This is a genomic window from Prosthecobacter dejongeii, assembly GCF_014203045.1.
GTDB lineage: Bacteria > Verrucomicrobiota > Verrucomicrobiia > Verrucomicrobiales > Verrucomicrobiaceae > Prosthecobacter > Prosthecobacter dejongeii.
The window spans coordinates 411,266-429,114 of the sequence record NZ_JACHIF010000001.1 but is presented as its reverse complement, the minus strand read 5'-3'; the positions used below and the strand labels follow the sequence as shown (position 1 = coordinate 429,114).

General features: G+C 59.5%; 15 protein-coding genes. 8 read left to right on the top strand and 7 right to left on the bottom strand.

Going from position 1 to position 17,849, the window contains the following annotated elements; translation table 11 throughout:
* The first annotated feature begins 12 nt into the window (after positions 1-12).
* A complete protein-coding gene (locus tag HNQ64_RS01490) occupies positions 13-1,413 on the top strand; it encodes an arylsulfatase B (RefSeq protein ID WP_184204514.1) in 1,401 nt (466 codons plus the stop codon).
* A gap of 83 nt (positions 1,414-1,496) precedes the next feature.
* On the opposite strand, the gene HNQ64_RS01485 is transcribed toward HNQ64_RS01490, so the two are convergent.
* The 4 genes from HNQ64_RS01485 to HNQ64_RS01470 form a co-directional block, all read right to left on the bottom strand.
* On the bottom strand, positions 1,497-3,572 hold the full coding sequence (locus HNQ64_RS01485) for a M56 family metallopeptidase (RefSeq protein ID WP_184204513.1): 2,076 nt from the start codon (positions 3,570-3,572) through the stop codon (positions 1,497-1,499).
* A 5-nt stretch (positions 3,573-3,577) separates the two neighbouring features.
* Positions 3,578-3,955, bottom strand: a complete 378-nt coding sequence (locus tag HNQ64_RS01480) for a BlaI/MecI/CopY family transcriptional regulator (protein ID WP_184204512.1) — start codon at positions 3,953-3,955, stop codon at positions 3,578-3,580.
* A 373-nt stretch (positions 3,956-4,328) separates the two neighbouring features.
* Complete coding sequence (locus HNQ64_RS01475; RefSeq protein WP_184204511.1) at positions 4,329-5,873, bottom strand: sulfatase family protein; 1,545 nt, start codon at positions 5,871-5,873, stop codon at positions 4,329-4,331.
* A 17-nt stretch (positions 5,874-5,890) separates the two neighbouring features.
* A complete protein-coding gene (locus HNQ64_RS01470) occupies positions 5,891-7,537 on the bottom strand; it encodes a sulfatase family protein (RefSeq protein WP_184204510.1) in 1,647 nt (548 codons plus the stop codon).
* Positions 7,538-7,615: 78 nt separating this feature from the next.
* On the opposite strand from HNQ64_RS01470, the gene HNQ64_RS01465 reads away from it, so the two are divergent.
* From HNQ64_RS01465 to rlmN, 5 genes are all read left to right on the top strand, one after another.
* On the top strand, positions 7,616-8,632 hold the full coding sequence (locus tag HNQ64_RS01465) for a DUF72 domain-containing protein (protein WP_184204509.1): 1,017 nt from the start codon (positions 7,616-7,618) through the stop codon (positions 8,630-8,632).
* A gap of 76 nt (positions 8,633-8,708) precedes the next feature.
* Positions 8,709-9,383: a DUF4412 domain-containing protein gene (locus tag HNQ64_RS01460; RefSeq protein ID WP_221305303.1), complete on the top strand. Its 675-nt coding sequence runs from the start codon at positions 8,709-8,711 to the stop codon at positions 9,381-9,383.
* Between the two features lie 332 nt (positions 9,384-9,715).
* A complete protein-coding gene (locus tag HNQ64_RS01455) occupies positions 9,716-10,372 on the top strand; it encodes a DUF4412 domain-containing protein (protein ID WP_184204507.1) in 657 nt (218 codons plus the stop codon).
* Between the two features lie 99 nt (positions 10,373-10,471).
* A complete protein-coding gene (locus HNQ64_RS01450; protein WP_184204506.1) occupies positions 10,472-11,077 on the top strand; it encodes a hypothetical protein in 606 nt (201 codons plus the stop codon).
* A 26-nt stretch (positions 11,078-11,103) separates the two neighbouring features.
* Complete coding sequence (rlmN, locus tag HNQ64_RS01445) at positions 11,104-12,240, top strand: 23S rRNA (adenine(2503)-C(2))-methyltransferase RlmN (RefSeq protein WP_246430909.1); 1,137 nt, start codon at positions 11,104-11,106, stop codon at positions 12,238-12,240.
* 131 nt (positions 12,241-12,371) lie between these two features.
* On the opposite strand, the gene HNQ64_RS01440 is transcribed toward rlmN, so the two are convergent.
* Complete coding sequence (locus HNQ64_RS01440; protein ID WP_184204505.1) at positions 12,372-13,151, bottom strand: creatininase family protein; 780 nt, start codon at positions 13,149-13,151, stop codon at positions 12,372-12,374.
* 79 nt (positions 13,152-13,230) lie between these two features.
* Here HNQ64_RS01440 and HNQ64_RS01435 point away from each other — a divergent pair, with 79 nt between their 5' ends.
* Positions 13,231-14,493: an alpha/beta hydrolase family protein gene (locus tag HNQ64_RS01435; RefSeq protein WP_184204504.1), complete on the top strand. Its 1,263-nt coding sequence runs from the start codon at positions 13,231-13,233 to the stop codon at positions 14,491-14,493.
* Positions 14,490-15,101, top strand: coding sequence for a molybdenum cofactor guanylyltransferase (gene mobA / locus HNQ64_RS01430; RefSeq protein WP_184204503.1), 612 nt, complete (start codon positions 14,490-14,492; stop codon positions 15,099-15,101). Before HNQ64_RS01435 ends, mobA begins: the two co-directional genes overlap by 4 nt.
* Positions 15,102-15,362: 261 nt before the next feature.
* Here the strand turns inward: mobA and HNQ64_RS01425 are convergent, their stop codons facing one another.
* A complete protein-coding gene (locus HNQ64_RS01425) occupies positions 15,363-16,706 on the bottom strand; it encodes a Gfo/Idh/MocA family protein (RefSeq protein ID WP_184204502.1) in 1,344 nt (447 codons plus the stop codon).
* 149 nt (positions 16,707-16,855) lie between these two features.
* The gene (locus HNQ64_RS24090; protein ID WP_184204501.1) at positions 16,856-17,614 is read right to left on the bottom strand and encodes an FKBP-type peptidyl-prolyl cis-trans isomerase; all 759 of its coding nucleotides are present in this window, start codon (positions 17,612-17,614) and stop codon (positions 16,856-16,858) included.
* Positions 17,615-17,849 lie beyond the last annotated feature (235 nt).

Below are 17,849 nucleotides of genomic sequence, written 5' to 3'. Positions count from 1 at the left end.
TTCTGCGGGGCTATGAAGCTGCCCTCCTGCTGGATCGCCCTGTTTTTGTTTGGACTCGGCCTGCCCGCTCTCGCGGCGGAGGCTGCGCGGCCGAACATTGTCTTTCTTTTGGCCGATGATCTGGGGCGGGCGGACTGTGGGTTCATGGGGGGGAAGGACATCGCCACGCCGCACCTGGATAAGCTAGCGAAGGCGGGCGCGGTGCTGGATCAATTTTACGTGCAGCCGGTGTGCAGCCCCACGCGGGCGGCGCTGATGACCGGGCGCTACCCCATGCGCCACGGCCTGCAGGTGGGTGTGGTGCGGCCCTGGGCGGACTATGGGCTGCCGCTGACGGAGCGTGTGCTCCCCCAGGCGCTGAAGGAGACGGGCTACCAGACGGCCATCGTGGGCAAGTGGCACCTAGGTTCCATCACGCGGGATTACCTGCCCACCCGCCGTGGGTTTGACCAGCAGTACGGTCACTACAATGGGGCCATTGATTACTTCAAGCTGGAGCGTGATGGCGGCTACGACTGGCATCGCAATGACCAGCGTAGCGATGACCAGGGCTACTCCACTCATTTGTTAGGCCAGGAAGCCGCGCGGGTGATCCGCGAGGGGGATAAGGCCAAGCCGCTCTTTCTCTACGTGCCTTTCAATGCCGTGCACAGCCCCTGGCAGGTGCCGGAGGAGTATGTGAAACCCTACGCCCACCTGAAGGGGAACCGCGCCATCTACGCCGGCATGCTGGCCTGCATGGATGAGGCCGTGGGAAAGATCGCTACGGCGGTGGAAGAGGCCGGGCTGAGTGACAACACGCTGTTCATTTTCTCCAGTGACAATGGTGGCCCCAGCCCCGGCACCATCACGGACAATGGCCCCCTGCGCGCTGGCAAAGGCACGCTGTATGAGGGAGGCACCCGCGTGGTGGCCTTTGCCACTTGGAAGGGGAAGATCCCCGCAGGCAGCGTGGTCAAGGCCCCCCTGCACATGGTGGACTGGTACCCGACTTTGCTGAAGCTGGCCGGGGCCTCTCTGGAGCAAAAAGACCCCCTGGACGGGCGCGATGCCTGGCCTGCCATCACGGAGGGGGCGGCCTCTCCGCATGAGGCCATCCTTTACAACACCGCGCCTAACAACGGAGCCGTGCGCATGGGCGACTGGAAGCTGGTGCTGAATGGCGGCACGACGGATGCCGAAGAGGCCCCCAAAGCCGCCAAGAAAAAGAAGAAAAAAGCCGCCGCGCCGACTGGCGTGGAGCTGTTTAACCTAGCCGAAGATCCCAACGAAAAGACCAACCTCGCCGCGAGCCAACCGGAAAAAGTGGCCGAGCTGAAAGCTAAGCTCGCCACCTTTGCCGCGCAGGCCCTGCCGCCGAAAGGTGGCCCGCAGCCGAAGAACTACGTGGTGCCGAAGGTGTGGGGCGAATGAGTGTAAAAAGAAGACGGTGAAGCCTAACGAATGAGGGTGTTCGCTAGACATCACCCATTGGCGGGTCTGGCTGCTCCTTGGCGTCAACGCGGCTCTAGAATGAAGCCTTGATCATCGGCTCGAAGGGTATGATTGGAGAGCTCGGCGAGGTAGCGCAGGGCTTCCACCAGGGGCACTTCTTTGAGACTGAGGCTGATCTTGAGGCCAGCAGGAGCACCGGGTTTGATGATGATATTGAGGGGAGATTCCTGCATGCGATCACAGGCGGTTTGCACTTGGGTGCGGAGGTATTCCGCAGCTTCTTCCAAGGTGGCTTCTTTGAGCTGGACCTGGGGCAGGATGATCTTGCGGTCCAGTTCACCAGCCCGGCCCTTTGGGTTTTGGGCAGGGGTTGGAGTGGCCTTTATCAATGGAGTGGAACCGGTGGCCGGGACGAAGATCACGGCATGCGGCTCGACTCTGAATTTCATCCCTGCCAGTTCGCTAACGTATCGAATAGCTTCGACTAACGGGACTTTTTTGAGATCCAGGCTGATAATCTTCTGGGGTCCGGGTCGGAGTAGGATCAGGAAGGGAACACCTTTGCGAGTCTCATCGGTTTCTGTGGTGTCATACTCCTTGGCTTTCACGGTTAAAAACTCCACCACTTCCTCCAGGGTAGCTCCGCTGAACTGGATGTCTGGGAGAACGATGCGGTCGAGTTTTTCCAGCAAGTACTTGTTCGCAACGGTGGGGTAGGGGGCATCCTGTGCCAGGTAGCTGAGGTTGAGCTTGTGCGAAGCTTCCGCTTCAGCCTTCGTGCCAAAATAGATCGCGCCAAAGGCTTTGTGATTGCTTGGTGGGGCGAGTTTATAAAATGTCAAATGGGGCAGGCCAGGGTACGGCTGAGGCAGGGTGAGAGAAAATTTACCACGGCCTTTTTGGAGAACGACTTGTTGGTTAGGCCCATTGGGGACACCTTTGGCGGGTGAGTCGAGCGAGGTGATGTACAGGCCCAGTGTGGCTGCATCTTGGCTGGTCAGTTCATACTTGCCTGTGACTGTGAGAAATTCAGCGGTCCTTTCGACGGAGATGATGTGCAGGGCATCCCCAGGGCGGAAGCGTGACTGGCCTAGGGCAAAGCTGAGGTCTTTCTGGGCCGCTTCGTCAGGGGGAGTCTGGGCACGGGTGCTGCCCAGGAAAGTCAGCACCGCCATGGCCCCAACGATGAAGGAGCGCATGAGGGGATGAGAGCGTGGAGCCTGTGCAATGGCCTGGATGCGGGTGCGGAGGGCGGTCCCGCGCTGGAAGATGCCGACAAAACCGAGGCTCAAACCATGAGGGCCGAAAGCAGACTCCATCTTCAGTAGTGCATGGCCATAGTGGCGGCGACTTTCGGTGGAGCCATGGGCCAGCACTTGGGCATCGCAGGCAGCTTCGCGATCCGTGCGCACTTTGAAGAAAGCCATCCAGAGCAGGGGATTGAACCAATGCAGGGCCATCAGTGCACAGAGCAGCAGATTCATGGGTAGATCGCCGCGCTTCAGATGCATGAGTTCATGCTTGAGGATCAGGCGGATTTCTGCGGGAGTGAAGTGCTCACCTAACTGGAAGGGTAACATCAAGGTGGGACGCCACACGCCCGTGATGGCGGGGCTGCCCACCTGCGGAGATACCCAGATACGGGGCAGGCGGCGCAGGCGCATTTCAGCGGCCACTTGCTCGATTTCATGGAGCAGATCGGTAGGTGCTGGAAGGGCGCTACGGCGATAGCGCCGCAAGGCGAGCATGAAAGAAACTGTGCCACAGAGCAGCCATGCACAGCAGCCCACGGCCCAGGTCGTGGCAAGGGCGAGCTGCCAGTTGAAAGGCTGGGTGGGGGTGGGTGGGATGGGCACTGCTGGCGCGGCTATTTCTAGGGCCATGGGTAGAGGCTGCGCGGCTGGCGCGACCACGGCTTCCTTGGCCGTGTGAGACAGGAGAGTTTCTACGCTCCATCGGCTTTCCAGCAGGCTCGGCATGAGCAGCGTGGCGAGCACAGGCAGCCACAGGGCGTAGCGCCAGCGCGGGGTGAGATGCCGATGCAAAGCGGCCTGGATCAAGAGCACGGCTGCTGCGAGAAGTGAGGCGCGAAGGCTGGTGGCGAGCACCCAGTCAAAGAGTTGGGGAAGCAGGTTCATGGTGGTTAGCGGTTGAGTGATTGGTCGAGCAGCTTTTTGAGCTCTTTCACCTCCTCAGGGGTGAGCTTGCTGTTCTGGGCAAAGTGGATGAGCAGGGGCTTGGCAGCGCCTTGGAAGACGCGCTGGAGGAAGGAATCACTCTCTGCACGCACGCAGGCCTCACGCTTCACAGCGGGCAGGTAGGTGCGGGTGCCACTGGTGTTTTCATCGGTCTTCAGCGCGCCTTTTTCCACCAGGCGGGTGAGCAGCGTGCGCACGGTGTTTTCTGCCCACTTCCTCGTGGGCTTGAGGGTGCGGGTGACTTCAGAGGCGGTCTGGGGAGCACGCTTCCAGAGGGCTTCCATGATGGACCATTCAGACTCGGAGATGTCAGGAGCAGGCATGATTTATGCATTTCACTACATTTGTAGTTTTGATGCAACCACAAATGTAGTGGATGGGTATTTATTTTTTGTTAGACCTAGAGGGCCGCCAGTGGAAAGGATCTCGTTCGCAAAAGGGTGTGCTTTTACGCAAAACGACGCTTCTGCATTCAACCCTCGAGACCTCTTGACGGCCCCTCACCCCGGGCCCTTTCGCTTCGCGGCTTCGCAACCCCGCAAGTGGCGAGGGAGGACGTTTTTCGTCTTCGTTGGCTGAAGATCAAGCCACCGTCGTTCGCTCTGAATCAGTCCTCGTTCGCAAAAGGGTGCCCTTTCCTCAAACGTGCCACCTTCCACCTTCTAGACCACTGCGCCACTCCTCACGGCACAGTCTTCACCTTGGCGGGCGCGCGCGGTGTTGGTCATTCACTTCGATGGCTTTGGCCTTGATGGATTCCGCGAGGGCGGCGTCTTGGGCTTTCAGCCAGGTGTCGTAGCCCTTTTTGCGGGTGGCCAGGTATTGGTAGGTATCAAAGATGGCTCCGTTGCCGAGGGCGCGGGGATCGCCTTCTGCTTTGAGCAGGGTCATCATTTGGTCGCGCAGGTCATTCAGCACGGGGGTAAAGGCGAGGTCGTTGGCGAGGTTGCGAATGCCGGAGGGATCATCGCTAAGGCGATAGAGTTCATCGGCAGGGCGTTTGCCAAAGGCCATCTCATAGTAGGTGCCGCCGAGGGCTTTGATCAGCTCCTTGGTGGGGCTGGGATCGCAGTTGCCAAAGTCGGTTTCAGGATTGCAGGCGGGCCAGCGTTCGGGGTGAAAGTTGTGCACGTAAAGGTAGTCGGGGGTGCGGATGGCGCGCACGGGATAACCCCAGTCGTTAGGCCGCCCGAGGTCATGCCGCTCTTTGCCCGCGAGCATGATTTTGCGATCTTCGATGAAGCCTGACTTGGGCGAGCGCAGGATGTTGACGAGACTCTTGCCCGTCATCTGTTCATGAGGTTTCAGCCCGGCCAGTTCCAGGAAGGTGGGGGCGAAGTCACGCACGTTGATGAAGTCCTCCACGACTCGCCCTGGCTGGATGCCTTTGCCCCAGCGCATGGCCAGTGGCAGGTGGAATCCATCTTCGTGGATCTGGCCTTTGACGTAGGGGAAGGGCATGCCGTGATCGGACGTGACCACGATAAGCGTGTTGTCCAGCTCACCCGCTGCTTCCAGCGTAGCCAGGGCTTTGCCGATGTAGGCATCGGCGTATTCCACCTCGATGGCGTAATCCGCCAGGTCGCCGCGCACCACGGAGGTGTCTGGGAAGTAAGGGGGCACCACCACGTCTTCGAGTTTCTTGCCCAGGCGCAGGCCCGAGTCCGGCTCGTAGGCGCGGTGAGGCTCTTGAAAGCCCATCCAGAAACAGAAGGGTTTGCCCTTTTCACGCTGGTTCATGAAGGCATCGAAATTCTTGCCGTAGTCGTTCTTGCCCATGCCTTTGGCAGGCGGGGCGAGGGTGTGTGAGTCAAAGCTGGGGCCGGCAGGGTTTTGGGTGCGGCCATTGAGTTTATAGTCACCAGGGCCCCAGCCTTTGCCCGTGAGGCCGATGGTGTAACCGGCGGCCTGGACGAGATCGGGATACACCGCGAACTTGGGAGGGAAGATGCCATTGTGGCAGGAGGCTTCCTCGAGCTGCCAGGTGTTGCGCCCGGTCAGGATGCTGGCGCGGCAGGGGCTGCATTTAGGATTGGAGGTGTAGGCGTTTTTGAAAAGGATGCCTTCTTTGGCGATGCGGTCAAAATTCGGCGTCTTGACCCAGGTGGAGCCATAGGCCCCGGCATCGCGCCAGCCCCAGTCATCGAAGATGATGAATAAGACGTTAGGCCGATCCGCCGCTTCAGCGCAGGTGCTGAGCAAACTGAGTGAGGCCAACAGCGTGAGGAGAAAGCTTTTCATGAGGCTGGGAAAGCAGGTTATTTCTTGGGTGGGTTGGGCACTTGGGCGGTGATGAATTCTTCACGGCTGAGACTGCCGTTGGCATCTTGGTCACGGGCTTTGAACCAGCCTTCCGCCTCCGCCGCACTGCGTCCTTGGCGGAATTCGTCCCAGCTCAACACGCCATCTTTGTCTCTGTCTTTTTGGGTGAATTGCTTCTCGCGGCTGGGATCATTCTTTGCGGCTGGATTCTTGTCTGCAGCTTTCCTTTTCGGGGCCCCTGCGATGGGCAGGGGGAGGTAGTCGTAGTCCAGGATCATCTTTTCCTGAAGGGCCTCTTTGAGCTGCTGCTCGATGTCCTTCATGTCGGGCTGACCCGCGAGATTGCGCAGTTCACTGGGGTCGGTGTCCAGGTCGTAAAGTTCATAGACGGCGCGTGGGCTGGTGAACCAGAGGGTTTCAAAAGCGCTGTCGAGTTGCTTCCCCTCGTGGGCTTTCACGATGTCCTGCCAGCTCGGGTCCCCGGCGCTGTCCACGGGGGAGTAGCGGTGGCTGGGGGTGACGTTGTAGATGAGTTTGTAGCGGTCGCTGCGCACAGCACGGCTGTAGTCCACGCCTGCTGCGGAGACGCCTTCATTGAAGGTGGCGCTGCCGTGAGGGCCGCGTTCAGCGAAGATGTGCTGGCGGGGTTGGAACGGCTGGCCGCGCAGCAGGGGGAGGAAACTTTTGCCACTGATGCGGTTAGGCACAGGCAGGCCTGCTGCCTCCAGGCAGGTGGGGGCCATGTCTTCACCGGAGATGAGGGCGCGGGATTCGCTGCCGGGCTGGATGACGCCGGGCCACCAGACGATGAGGGGGACATTCAGCCCGGGGTCATGCAGGCTGCCTTTGCCACTGGGGAAGGCCATGCCGTTGTCACCCGTGAAAACGATGAGCGTGTTCTCCAAACCGGCGCGCGCTTTGACGATGTCCAGCACGCGCTTGAAGTCGGTGTCCATGTGCTCGATCTCGCCCTCGTAACGGGAGAGGTCAGACCGCACGCCGGGCAGGTCTGGCAGGCTGCCTGGAACGGCGAGCTTGGCGGGATCAGGTGGGTTTGTCCCCGTGTCCCAGGGGTGATGAGGATCGCTGAAATTGACCCAGAGATAGTAGGGCTTGTCTTTCGGGCGTTGATCAAAAAAGGCCTTCATCGTCTCCGGGATGGTGGTCTGGCCGGTGGAGTCCACGTAGTCGAAGCGTTCTTTGAAGGTCTGGAGTTGGTTGGCCTCAAACACCCGCGCGCTGGCTTCCGGGCTGCGGCCAGAGCCATCCAGATGATAACTGCGGCCCAGGACACCCACGAAGTACCCGGCCTCTTTTTTCAGGATCTCCGGGTAGGTGATTTCATCGCGAGGCAGGGGCGAGCTGAATCGCGTGATGCGGCAGGCCACCGGAGAGCGCCCGGTGAGGAAGGTGGCCCGTGAGGGCACACACTGCGGGGCCCCAGTGAACATGCGGTGGAACTTCATGCCTTCCGCCGCGAATTGATCCAAGTGAGGCGTCTTCATCTCCGGCCGCCCATAGCAGCCTAGAAAGGGGTAACTGTGGTCATCGCTGAGGATGAAGACAATATTCGGCGGCGGTGCGGCGTGCAGTCCCGAGAGGGCTGAAAGGCAAAACAGGGCAAAAAAGAAAAGACGACGCATGGCGAAGGATCCCTGGGAACGAAAGCAAGGTGCCCACGATTGCGACAAAAGCACAGCTTGTGTAATTTAGCCGTGCTGATGTTCACCCCTGCCGGTCCCACTCTGCCCCTTGCTGCGTTAAAAACTGCCCTGCATCGCCTGGCAGAGCAGAATGTTTTCATCGGCACTTCGTCATGGAAATATCCCGGCTGGAAGGGCCTGCTCTATGAGGAGGAGCGGTACCTATACCGAGGTAAATTTGCCGAAAGTCGCTTTGAGCGCGAGTGCCTGGAGGAGTATGCGCAGGTCTTCCGCACGGTCTGTGTGGATGCGGGTTATTACAAATTTCCTTCGCCCAAGTACATCGCCGATCTCTGCGCTCAGGTGCCGGAGGGGTTTAAGTTTTCCTTCAAGGTGACGGATGAGATTACCGCGCGCACCTTCCCCAAACTGCCGCGTTATGGAGAACGCGGTGGCCAGCGAAATCCGCATTTTCTAAATGCCGAATTGTTCCGCAGCGCCTTCCTCGCCTCGTGCGAGCCGCATCACGAAAAGATGGGCGTGCTCATGTTTGAGTTCAGTCATTTCCACCCGCGTGATTTCCAGCGCGGGCGGGAGTTTGTGGATCTGCTGGATGGCTTCTTCTCTCAGTTGCCCAAAGGTTGGCAATATGGCGTGGAGGTGCGCAATCGTTCCATGCTGCATCCGGACTACTTTGCCATGCTGCGCAACCATGGAGTGACCCATGTGCTGAATAACTGGACGCACATGCCGAGTGTGGCGGAGCAGTTGGAGATCCCTGGTAGCCTAACCAGTGATGAATTTGTCGCAGCGCGTTTCCTGCTGAAGCCGGGCCGCACCTATGAGCAGGCGGTGCAGACCTTTCAGCCGTATCAGTCCACCAAAGAGATCAATGAAGAGGCGCGCCAAGCGGCGGCGGCCATCATCGAAATGCGCCAGGCGGATGTGGCACGGAGAAAGACGAAGCCTTCGTTTTTGTTTGTGAACAATCGTTTGGAAGGGAATTCCCTGCTCACCATCATCGCGGTGATGGAGCGGTTAGGTTTAGCGAGTGAGGCACTGCGAAAAGCAGGCCCATCCAAATCGGGTGTTTGAGCCGATTTCTGACGCATTTGTCAGGGGATCTGGATTGACCTGATGGACGCATTTCAGATAGGTTCTTAAAATATTGATGAAACAATTTCTTCTACTTTTCGCCGTCTGGTTGCTGTATCTTCAGACGTCGTTCGCTGATTGGGTCGTGAGTCACAAAACTACCTTTGGGGGGCAGGGCCAACAGATGACCATCATGAAGATCAAAGGCGACAAAATGCGCGTGGACATGGGCCACGTGGAAAAAGGTCAGGGGTTGAGTGTTGTGACCAACGGCGTGTCGGGCACCGTGGTGACGCTGATGCACCACTCAAAATCGATGTTTAAGACGGACGAGGAGTCCCGCAAAGGCATGATGGCTAGAGACGGCGGGGCAATGGGTGAAAGCAAGCCTGCGGTTAAACTTGTCGCCACGGGGCAGAAGGAAAAAGTGGGCACGTATGACTGTGAAGTTTACACCTGGAGCAGCCAGGGTGGCAGCGGGAAATTCTGGTTTGCCAAGGACTTCCCAGGGTGCCAGGAACTGAATGCGGCCATTGAAAAATTGTCCAACTACAACGCACCCAATAACCACGCTCATTACCCTATGCCGAGCGCTTATCCCGGTATGCTAATCAAGCTCGAGATGACCATGAGTGGAGTATCCAGCGTTGTTGAGTTGGTCTCAGCCAAGGAACAAAAGGTGGATGACAGCGCTTTCGCGGTTCCTGAAGATTATCAGGAAGTGCAGACGCGAATGCTCCCCAGCAAGTGATCAGCCACGCAGCAGTCATCATTTTTTTGAGGAGCGGTGCATTGCGGCCCCCGCTCGTTTCTATTGGCAGGTCGGCGGCGGCCATCATCGAAATGCGCCAGGCGGATGCGGCACGGAGCAAGACAAAGCCTTCGTTTTTGTTTGTGAACAATCGGCTGGAAGGGAATTCCCTTCTCACCATCATCGCAGTGCTGTATCGGTTAGGTTTAGCGAGTGAGGCGCTGCGAAAAGCAGGCCCATCCAAATCGGGTGTTTGAGCCGATTTCTGGCGCATTTGTCAGGGGATCTGGATTGACCTGATGGGCGCATTTCAGATACACTCAAAAACCCTTATGAAAAAATCTCTTCTACTTCTCGCCGTTTCGTTGGTCGCTCTTCAGACGTCGTTCGCTGATTGGGTCGTGATTCAAAAAGCCACCACCGATGGGCAGACCCAAGAGGTGAGCATCAAGATCAAAGGTGACAAAACCCGCATGGACCTGGGCCAGCAGATGAGCGTGGTGGCCGACGGCGCTGCGGGCAACATGGTGATGCTGATGCATGCCCAGAAAATGATGATGAAGATGGACGCAGAGTCCCTGAAAAGCATGATGGCCATGGCGGGCGGTGCAATGGGCGGCAGCAAGCCTGCGGACAAACCTGCGGCCACGGGGCAGAAGGAAAAAGTGGGCAGCTACGACTGTGAAGTTTACACCTGGAGCGGCCAGATCGGCACCGGAAAATTCTGGGTGGCTAAAGACTTCCCTGGTTACCAGGAACTGAACGCGGCCCAGGACAAACTGATGAAGGCTATGGGCAACCCTGCCGCGGCCCTTTCCCCTCAGGCCAGCGATTTTCCTGGCATGGTGATCAAGTCTGAAATGACCATGATGGGCAAGTCCACTGTGTCTGAGCTGGTCTCCGCCAAGGAAGAAAAGGTGGAAGACAGCGCCTTTGCTCTGCCTGAAGGCTATCAGGAAATGAAGATGCCGGCCGTCCCCGGCAAATAATCGGGCACGGAGCCTCGATGTTTTTTCAGGAGCGGTGGTCTGCGGGCCCCGCTCCTTTTTATTGGCAGGTCGGCATCGTCTGCCGTTATTTAGAGGATCATGTCCGCCCCCGCTGCCCGTCGCCTGCCAGATGATCATCCTGCCTGGAAAGATCTGCGCCCGCTGGGGTATGAATGCACACGCTGGCTGAATGCCATGACGATGCTGCAAGGGCGCTGGCGCAAAGGCAGGCTGCCTGAGTCGCTGACCGGCTTTCTGCAAAGCTGGATGCCGCAGGAGCCGCTGCCGACCCCTTTGCCTGAGAGCTTTGAGATCCGCCTGGAGGCTGGGCTGCTGCGTGCGGAGGGGGCTCTTTCCCCCGTCCAGCATCCGGCTTGGCAGGCGCTGCTGCATCTGCCTGCACTGCGGGATTTCTGGACGGCGGAACTGCGCGCCAGCCACTACGCCCACCTTTTGCACATCATCCCCCCGGCCTGGTGCATGGACCCCACGCCCCTGCCGCCGGGCAGCGTCATCGCCGGGCTGGGCCTGTCCAGTTGGGCGGAATTGCCCAGGCTAGAGGCGGCGGGCTGCAGCTTTCTGCGTCACCCGGTGGGCGAGAACCAAGTTGTTTTAAGCACTTCTTCGGCGATAGCTGATGCCTGGCTGGCCCGCTACACCCTGCGGGACGGACAAATCACCCTGCAGGACGCCTTCCTGCTCTGATTTGTGCCTGACTGCCTCGTTTTACTTTGACCGCTGCCCCTCTCAAACCTGCCGCTCCCCTGTCCCTCCTCGGCCTGACGCCGCCGGAGATCACCTCCCTCATGGCTGAACTGGGCGAGCCCGCCTTCCGCGCCAAGCAGGTGATTGACTGGACCTTTGCCAAACGGGCCGTGAGCATCGAGGCGATGTCGAACCTATCCAAGGGCCTGCGCCAGACGCTGACGGAGAAGTTTGTCACCCGGACGATGACCATCGCCACCGTGACCGGCTCCAAGGACACCACGCGCAAATTCTTGCTGAAGCTGCACGATGGACGTTTTGTCGAAACGGTGCTCATCCCGGCGAATCCGGCGCTGTATGGCGAGGCCTCAGACCGCCACACGCTCTGCGTTTCTAGCCAAGTGGGCTGCGCCTACGACTGCAAATTTTGCGCCAGTGGTTTGGCCGGTTTCACCCGAAATCTGACCACCTCTGAAATCGTGGAGCAGATCGTCCAGGTGGAAGCCTACAGCGGAGAGCGGATGGATAATCTGGTCTTCATGGGCATGGGCGAGCCGCTTTCCAACTACAGCAACGTCATCAAAGCGATCGAGATCCTCAATGCTGAATGGGGCATCGGCATCGGTGCGCGGCACATGACGGTGAGCACCAGTGGCCTGGCCCCGCAGATCAAACGCTTAGCCGATTTCCCTCTGCAAATCCGCCTCGCCATCTCCCTGCATGGCGCCAGTGACGAGGTGCGAAACAAGATCATGCCGGTGAATGAGAAGTACAACCTCGATGAACTCTTCGAGGCGCTGGCTTACTGGCGGTCCAAGCGCAAGCAGCACATCACCTTTGAGTACATCCTGATCAAGGATGTGAACGATGGCCTGGACCAGGCGCATCGTCTGGCGAAACGGGCCAAGGGCCTGGATGCCAAGGTGAACCTCATCCCCTACAACACCGTGGAGGGCCTGCCCTGGGTGAGGCCCAGTGAGCCGCATCAGGATGAGTTCCGCGACGTGCTGCTGAATGCGGGGGTGAAGGCCACGCTGCGCCGGGAAAAGGGGCATGACATCGCCGCTGCCTGTGGCCAGCTACGCCTGCGCCAGGAGACGGAACTGGGCATCATCGAATCCCCGATTCCTGAAAAGCGCATCACGATCAATGCCGGGGCTTGACGCTGGACACGCGGCCCCGTCGTTGGATGGGTTTGTGCGGCGCATGAGCGGGTGAAGTGTGAAAGTAGCTCCACACATTCCGCCATCACCGGCTATCGAAAGGCTTTGGCGGCTCACCTTCGCCTGAGTCTTCAGGTTGCGGGCTCATACATCGCTGCGGGATCTGCGGCGGCCAGGTCCACCAGGTAACTGGCAAACTGGGTGGTCAGCCGCTGAAAATAACGTGCTCCTTTTTCTGCCGTGGCGTGCTGGGGATCTCCCGATCCCGTGTCATTCGTGGCCTGGGTCCAGGCACGTGGGGCCCAGGCCCATTTCTCCCGCATGGCCGGGATTTTCCACAGGTTGTCCGTGCCTGGTCCCCATTGGTCTTGAGGCAAAACCAGATCCGGGTGCAGGTGCAGCAGCAGGCTGGTTTCGCGCTCATCCGCATGATCGCCCACGATGGTGAAGATGTCTTTCCCGCTGCTGATGCTGAACCAGTTCACCACGGTGAGGAAGATGCGGGGGTGGCGGGCCTGAAGCTCCCGCAGTATCTGGCGGAAGTCATTGCCGCCGTGGCCATTGAAGAGGACGAACTTCGGCACGCCCACGCCTTCCAGAGAAGCGATGATGTCCTCCAGCACGGCCATCTGCGTGCTGGGGTTCATATTGATGCAAAAGGGGATGTCGAGCTGGCCCGTCTGCACGCCAAAGGGGATGTTGGGCAGGATGGCCACCTTGGCCCCGGCTTCCCAGGCGAAGCGCCCTGCCTCGGCACACATGGCTTCGTTTTGCAGGCTGTCCGTGGCGTAGGGCAGGTGCCAGTTGTGCGCTTCGGTAGCGCCCCAGGGCAGTACGGCAACTTCGTAGCGGGTGTCTTTGACCTGCTGCCAGTTCGTTTCAGCGATCATCCAGGGGCGGGGTGCATTCATGGGAAAAGAATACTCCACAGGAGAGCTCCTTTTGCCAAGCATCTTGACGTCACGCCACGCCTACCTCCATCATAGGCCCATGCGTCTGCTTGCTGCCTTGCTGCTGTTTCCCCTCCTCGCCCAGGCGGCGGGGTCCTACTTCACCGTTGAGTACCCGCCTTCAGAAAAACCGGGGGAGCTCATCTATGGCGTGACCTACACCCTCTGGGTGCCGGAAGGGGTGGAAAAAATCAAAGGCGTCATCGTCCACCAGCACGGCTGTGGGGCCGGGGCCTGCAAAGGTGGCGAAACCGCAGCCTATGACCTGCACTGGCAGGCGCTGGCGAAAAAGCACGACTGCGCTCTCCTGGGGCCCTCCTATCACCAGGCCGATGGCCAAGACTGCCGAAAATGGTGCGATCCGCGCAATGGTTCCGAGAAAACCTTTTTGCGCAGCCTGGAGGACTTCGCGGCTCAGTCAAAGCACCCCGAGCTCACCCAGGTGCCCTGGGCGCTGTGGGGGCACAGCGGGGGTGGTTTTTGGTCCAGCCTCATGCTGACCCTGCACCCTCAGCGCATCGCCGCCATCTGGTTCCGTTCTGGCTCCGCCTTTTACGTCTGGGAAAAAGGCGATATCCCACGCCCCACGCTGAGGGAGGCTGTGTATGGCGTGCCCATGTGTTTCAATGGCGGCCTCAAGGAGGAGCAGGACAAACGCCACGGCCCCGCCCGCGTGGGAGATCGCGCCATGTTCAAGGCCTGGCGGGAGAAAGGAGCCCCCGTAGGTTTTGCCCGCGACCCACGGACCGGCCACGAGTGTGGAGACTCCCGCTACCTGGCCATTCCTTTCCTGGATGTCTGCCTCACCCAGCGCCTGCCTGAGACCGGTTACGCGCTGAACCCGGTGAAGGTGAGCGAAGGCTGGCTGTCTGAAATGGATGACGACAAAGCCGTTGCTGCGGGCGAGTTCAAAGGCGCTTTGGAAACAGCGGCCTGGCTGCCTGCCAAAGAGCTCATTCCGCTGCGGGCGGAGTACCTGAAAACAGGCGCGACAGGCGACACCACCCCACCTCCGGCCCCGACTCAAGTGCGACTCCACAAAGGTATCCTCACTTGGGAAGCCGAGGCTGATTTGGAAAGCGGGCTCCAGCAGTTTCTCATCGTCAAAAACGGTCAAGAAATCGCCCGAGTCCCGGAAAAACCAGCGGGTAAATTCGGGCGCAAACTGTTCCAAGGCATGTCCTATGGCGATACCCCAGAGAAGCCCGTGGCCGAGATGAAATTCGTGGACCCTTCCCCCGCCGCAGACGCCAGTGCCTACCGCGTCCTTTCCGTGAACAGCGTGGGTTTGAAATCTGAATGAGCCTGCCACCGCCCGCAGCCCCCTTCGCCGCGCTTTTGCTAGCGGGGGGGCAGTCCAGCCGCATGGGTCAGGACAAAGCGCAGCTCGCCTGGGCAGGCCAGCCGCTGTGGCAGGTGCAGGCGCGCAAGCTCCAGGCCTTGCAGCCCACGCCGCTTTTCATCGCCTGCCGGGAAGAGCAGGGCCTGCATGAGAGCGCGCCGCCGGATCTGCGGGCCGAGTGGCTTTTCGATCCACCGGGGCAGGGAAGCGGTCCCCTGCTGCCCATCCTCCAAGCTTTAAAGCAGGCCGCGAAGCCCCTGCTGGTGCTGGCGGTGGACATGCCCGAGATGACCCCAACTTTCCTGGTTGAGATCCTGGCGCAACCGCTCGCAGGCAGTGCCCTTTTTTTTCGTACCGCCCATGGCATCGAGCCCCTCGCTGGCCTCTACACCCCAGCCCTGATTCCTGTTTTCGAAGCCGCCGCTGCGGCCTCTCGCTTCAGCCTCCGTCGCCTCATTGAAGACGCGGTGGATCAGAGGCTGGCCATCGTCTTGCCCCTGTCTCCGGCTGATGAAGGGCTTTTTAACAATGCCAACACGCCTGGGGAGTGGCGTGGCTTGGCGAGGTGACACCCGCTTTTACGACGATGAAAATCGAGCGTACGGCGATCCCTCCATCTTGGCCTGATTTCCATATGGGTTAGGTAACCGGAGGTTTCGGGGCTTCGCACCTTCACCTCCGGCTCATGGCTTTCGCCCCTCCGGGGCGTGGGGGATTCACGGGGATATTGAACGCCTAACCAAAAGAGTGATCAAGGCACTCACCTCCCAAATAAAAAAGCGGCCTCTTGCGAGGCCGCCACTGGGTTCCACAACGAACTTCAGTAAATCTTAGACCACCCACTCAGGGCGGTAGTCGCGGGTGAGCCACTTGGCATCGCCGCCTTCGGCGAAGGTGCGCTCGGTCGGGTTCCACTTGAAGCCGGTGCCGGAGTAGTAGGCCATGTTCATGAGGTGGCAGGAAATGACCGTGGTGGCGCCGATGGCGACATCGCAGATCGGGCGCTCGCGCGTTTTGATGCTGTTCAGCCAGTCGTCGTGGTGGTTCTTGCTGTCGTAGAGCTTCACCTTGGCGTCTTTGAGAAATTCGCGCTCAGTGAGGATGACTTCGCGGTCCAGGGAGGTGCCTTTGTCCACTTCCTTGTCGAAGAACTTGTGGATGGTTTTGCCACCGAGAACGAGCTCGAACTTGCCACGGTTCACGTGGATCTCGCCTTCGGTGCCGTAGATGGAGACGCCTTTGCCTTCACCATGGGTCAGGACGACGCCATTGGCATAGACGAGCTGGGCACCGCGCTTTTTGTCCGCGCCTGGGGAGCGGATTTCCACGGGGCCGCTTTCATCCACCCCGAGGGCCCACTGGGCGATGTCAATGTGGTGAGCACCCCAGTCGGTGATCATGCCACCGCCGAATTCGCGCGTATTGCGCCAGGCAGGGAAGTGGTTGTGCACACCGCGAGGGCTGAGGGCGCTGTTGTAAGGCTTCAGCGGGCCTGGGCCGCACCAGCGATCCCAGTCGAGGCCGGGTTCTGCAGCTTCTTCCTTGAGATTGTAAACGGGAGCCGGGTCACCAAAGGAGGTGGTGATGGTCTTGATTTCACCGATGACGCCATTGCGCACCAGCTCAGCGGCCACGCGGAATTCCTTGCTGGACCGCTGCTGGGAGCCGGTCTGGAAGATGCGGCCACTGTCGCGCACGGCTTTGGTCAGGGTCAGGGCTTCGTGGACGTTGTGGGTCAGGGGTTTTTCACCATAGACATCCTTGCCAGCACGCACGGCGGCGATGCCGATGTAGGCGTGCCAATGGTCCGGCGTGGCGATGACGACGGCGTCAATGTCCTTGCGGGCCAGCAGCTCGCGGAAGTCATTGTAGGCGCTGCAGCCTTTGTAGTCAGCGCCGGCTTTTTTGCCGTAGCTGTCTTCGACCTTCTTCTTGGCGTTTTCGCGGCGGTTGGTGTCCACGTCACAGACGGCTGTGACCTGCACATTTTCACGGCCGAGGAAGTTGCCCAGGTGGCCGCTGTTCATCTTGCCCATGCCGATGAAGCCGATGTTGAGGCGGGAGTTCGGGGCGGTCTCTGCCGACCACACGCGGGAAGGCAGGATGAAGGGGGCGGCGACAGCACCTGCAGCGGTTTGCAGGAAGGAACGACGGGACGGTTGGCTAGAGCTCATAGAGGAAACATTAACAGGCCTGTGAATACGGAGTTCAGGCACGATTTGTGCAGTTTCTGTCATAAAAAGATCGGGAGGCCCAGCTTATTAAGCACAAAAAAACGGCTGCCAGGGTTTCTGGCAGCCGTTGGGGAAGGGTCGAAGGTAAATTACTTCTCGATCTTCAGCAGCTCGACTTCGAAGACGAGGGTCTCGCCTGGGCCGATGTCTGCGCCTGCGCCATTGTCGCCGTAAGCGAGATCAGACGGGATGTAGAACTTGTACTTGGAGCCGACGCTCATGAGCTGGAGACCTTCGGTCCAGCCTTTGATGACTTCCTGCACGCCGAAGGTGATCGGCTCGCCACGGTCCACACTGCTGTCGAAGACTTTGCCATTCAGGAGGGTGCCGTGGTAGTGCACATTCACTTTGTCCGTCGGCACTGGCTTCGCGCCGTCGCCCTGCTTGAGGACTTCATACTGAAGACCGCTGGCGGTGGTCTTCACGCCTTCTTTTTTGCCGTTTTCAGCCAGGAACTTGGCGCCCGCGGCTTTCACTTCACCGGCTTTGGCAGCCTGCTTGGCCTGCATTTCTGCCTGCTTGCCCTGCATCACTTTTTCGAAGGCCTTCATGGCTGCCTCGAGTTCTTCGGGCTTGTATTTAGAAGGCTTGCCTTCGAACTGGTCGCGCACGGCACCCAGGAAGCTGTCGAGATCAATCTCAACGCCCTGCTGCTTGAAGTTGTTGGCGATGTTGCCGCCGATCTGAGATCCGATGAAATAACTCACTTTGTCCATGGAAGCCGATGCAGCAGGAGCCGAAGCTTCGCCAGCAGGTTTTTCGCCAGCAGGTTTGGCAGATTCCGTTTGGGCGGAAAGTGAAGAGGCGACAGCGAGCGTGGCGCAGACGAGACGGAGGGTAGCTTTCATGAGTAGAGGACGCGAGACTCGGAGAGATGGGTGAAATGGTCAACCAAAGAAAACGCCCTCGAAGAATGCGCTCAAGATACGGATTTCGCCTCTTCTTACCGCTGACTTTTTTTCGAGATCCAGAGAAAGAAGCCTTCAACGGGGGAGTTCGTCGGCCCCGGCGGTCCGCTTGACTTCTCGGGAGCAGGGGCGTTCCAGGGGTTGACGGGAGGCCTCTCTGGCCCGACTTATTGCA